General features: G+C 60.7%; 4 protein-coding genes and 1 pseudogene. All 5 read left to right on the top strand.

Features of this window, described 5'->3' with window-relative positions:
* Positions 1 to 229: hypothetical protein (locus BG842_RS30515; RefSeq protein ID WP_217493279.1), on the top strand; the 229-nt coding region annotated here is incomplete at its 5' end.
* Between the two features lie 249 nt (positions 230 to 478).
* Positions 479 to 691 (top strand): annotated as a pseudogene (locus BG842_RS27210) (hypothetical protein); the annotation flags it as partial.
* A 35-nt stretch (positions 692 to 726) separates the two neighbouring features.
* Positions 727 to 1,065 (top strand): DUF4162 domain-containing protein, encoded by a 339-nt coding sequence (locus BG842_RS28665; RefSeq protein ID WP_254662937.1) that lies wholly within the window; start codon positions 727 to 729, stop codon positions 1,063 to 1,065.
* Positions 1,062 to 1,895, top strand: a complete 834-nt coding sequence (locus BG842_RS05930; RefSeq protein ID WP_069450060.1) for an ABC transporter permease subunit — start codon at positions 1,062 to 1,064, stop codon at positions 1,893 to 1,895. Before BG842_RS28665 ends, BG842_RS05930 begins: the two co-directional genes overlap by 4 nt.
* Before the next feature lie 64 nt (positions 1,896 to 1,959).
* Positions 1,960 to 2,501: ABC transporter ATP-binding protein (locus BG842_RS05925; protein ID WP_254662936.1), on the top strand; the 542-nt coding region annotated here is incomplete at its 3' end.

Genomic DNA, 2,501 nt, shown 5'->3' with positions numbered 1-2,501 from the left:
GTTACCGTTCGCAGCAACGATACCGTCCTCATTTACGAACCACTTGGACCACACCGCAGCAGTAGTCGAAACCCCATCCACAACTAGAGCGAAGGCTATATCGTGTTCACTCTTCCCCGTAATCGGTGAGTCGGAGTTTTCCCTCGACTTCGTAGAGATGGCCCTTACTGTACAGCCGTTCGATGATATCTTCGGCAGCAGGCCGCTCGAGGTCTTCTTTCTCGGCTAGAACGGCATACGCTCGCTCGGAGGTGGGTTCATCAACGGGTGGGATCGCGCTCTCGAGTGCCTCAAGCGCTTCTTGCACAAGTGGGGTGAGTGGCGACGTCTCGTTTGAACCCATTCGTACTATCAAATTCGGGACGCGATAGGTAAGACCGAGATTTCACGCGATGTTCTGTATCATTCAGTGAATCTCATCCGGTCGTGGGCGCTTGATTTGCCCACCTATTTTATCCGATAGACTTGAGACCTCCGTATGGACGAGAAGAAACAGGCCACGTTCGGATCAGATGGGGAGTTGCGAACCGACGACGAAGCGACAAACGAGACTGGCGACGGGAAGGGAGCGACGACGAACGATTTCGGCGATGAGTGCGGCGAGAACGAGACCAAGTCCGGGGTGAACCGATATACCGTTTCCAGCTTGCTTCAAAAGGCGGTCAGACGTTCTGACGAAGCCACATCCTCTCCGAGGTCGATGCGGTCTGTGACCGCGTTGGTATCATGAACGACGGCGAACTCGTCGCACAGAACACCGTCGAGCGACTTCGGGAGCTGACCGGTTCCCGCTCGCAACTCCTCCTCTCCGTCGAGCGCGTGCCGACGGGCCTCGACCTGACCGCCATCGACGGCGTGTCCGAGGTGTCCGTCGAGGAATCCATGCTCCGCGTGTCGTTTTCCGACCCCGTGACGAAACCGCAGGTCGTCAAGCGCGTGGACGCCGCGACGACCGTCACCGACATCAAATCGGAGGAAGCCTCGCTCGAAGAGCTGTTTACCACCTACACGACGGGCGACGAACCCGAGGACGACCCCGACGCTCGTATGGAGGTCACCGCATGAGTTGGGTGTCGGTGGCGAGAAAGGATTTCATCGACTCCCGGCGCTCGAAGGGGCTGTGGGCGCTCATCGGCCTGTACGTCGCGCTGCTCGCACTTACGGTGTACGTCGCACCTTCGGACGTCGGCATGACGAATGTGCTTCGACTCCTCGCGCTCGTCGGAATTTTCATCATCCCCATCAGTGCGCTTATTATCGCCTATCTCGCCATCGCGGGCGAACGCGAGTCCGGGAGCATCAAGTTCCTCCTCGGTCTCCCGAACACGCGCCTCGACCTCGTTATCGGGAAGTTCGTCGGTCGGTCGGCCGTCGTCGCCGTCGGTCTCGCGTTAGCGTTCGCCATCGCGGCCATCGAAGGGTCGATTCTCCTCGCGTCGGTCGATATCGCGATTCTCGCGCAGTTCTTCCTCCTGTTCCTCTTCTTCGCCGTAACGTACATCGCCATCGCGGTCGGCCTCTCGGCGGCGTGCGCGTCACGGTCGCGGGCGATGGCCAGTTCGGTCGGCGTCTTCTTCGTGTTCAACGTCCTCTGGACGGTCCCGGCGATTTCGCCGTCGCGGGCGCTTCGATTCATTGCCGACGACACGCTCGGCGTGCACCTCTCAGCACAGATTTACGAGTTCGTCTACCTCGTCAGCCCGCCGTACGCGTTCCAACGCGCCGCGGACCTCGTGTTCACCGATCAGCAACTCTACTACTTCCGCGTCATCGGCCAGAACGCGACGGTGCCGTTCTTCCTGGAGAAGTGGTTCATGCTGGTCATCCTCGCCGCGTGGCTTGTCGTCCCGCTCGTCCTCGGCTACTGGCGGTTCGAGCGCGCGGACCTCGGTTGACCTATTATGCCATGACATATCGTGGCAACATACTTTTAACTACCCTAAGGAATATATGGGCGTTATGGCCGCCATACAAACGACTGGTCTCACCAAGCGGTTCGGTGACGTGGTCGCGGTCCGTGATCTCAACCTCCAAGTGAACGAGGGAGAAGTCTTCGGCTTCCTCGGTCCCAACGGATGCGGGAAATCGACCACCATCAACATGCTGATGGACTACATCCGCCCGACCGACGGGACGGCGACGGTCCTCGGCTACGACGCACAGAACGAGACGCAGGCGATCCACGAGCGGATCGGTATTCTCCCCGACGCGACCGACCTCTACGGTCGGCTCTCGGGGCGAAAGCACATCCAGTTCGCCATCGACTCCAAGGGCACGAACGAGGACGCGGACGACATCCTCGAACGCGTCGGTCTCTCGGCGGACGACGCGTCGCGCTCGGCGGGCGGCTACTCGAAAGGGATGCGCCAGCGCCTCGTCCTCGGCATGGCGCTGGTCGGCGACCCCGACCTCCTGATACTCGACGAACCGTCCAGCGGGCTCGACCCGCACGGCGTCCGCGAGATGCGCCAAATCATCCAGCGGGAGGCCGACCGCGGTAC

The organism is Haladaptatus sp. W1 (assembly GCF_001723155.1).
Taxonomy (GTDB): domain Archaea; phylum Halobacteriota; class Halobacteria; order Halobacteriales; family Haladaptataceae; genus Haladaptatus; species Haladaptatus paucihalophilus.
This window is presented reverse-complemented; position numbering and strand designations above follow the sequence as displayed.

Bases quoted from the DNA above. Each gene is read 5' to 3' on its own strand.
- BG842_RS28665 (WP_254662937.1), top strand. From the start codon at position 727: ATGAACGACGGCGAACTCGTCGCACAGAACACCGTCGAGCGACTTCGG.
- BG842_RS05930 (WP_069450060.1), top strand. From the start codon at position 1,062: ATGAGTTGGGTGTCGGTGGCGAGAAAGGATTTCATCGACTCCCGGCGC.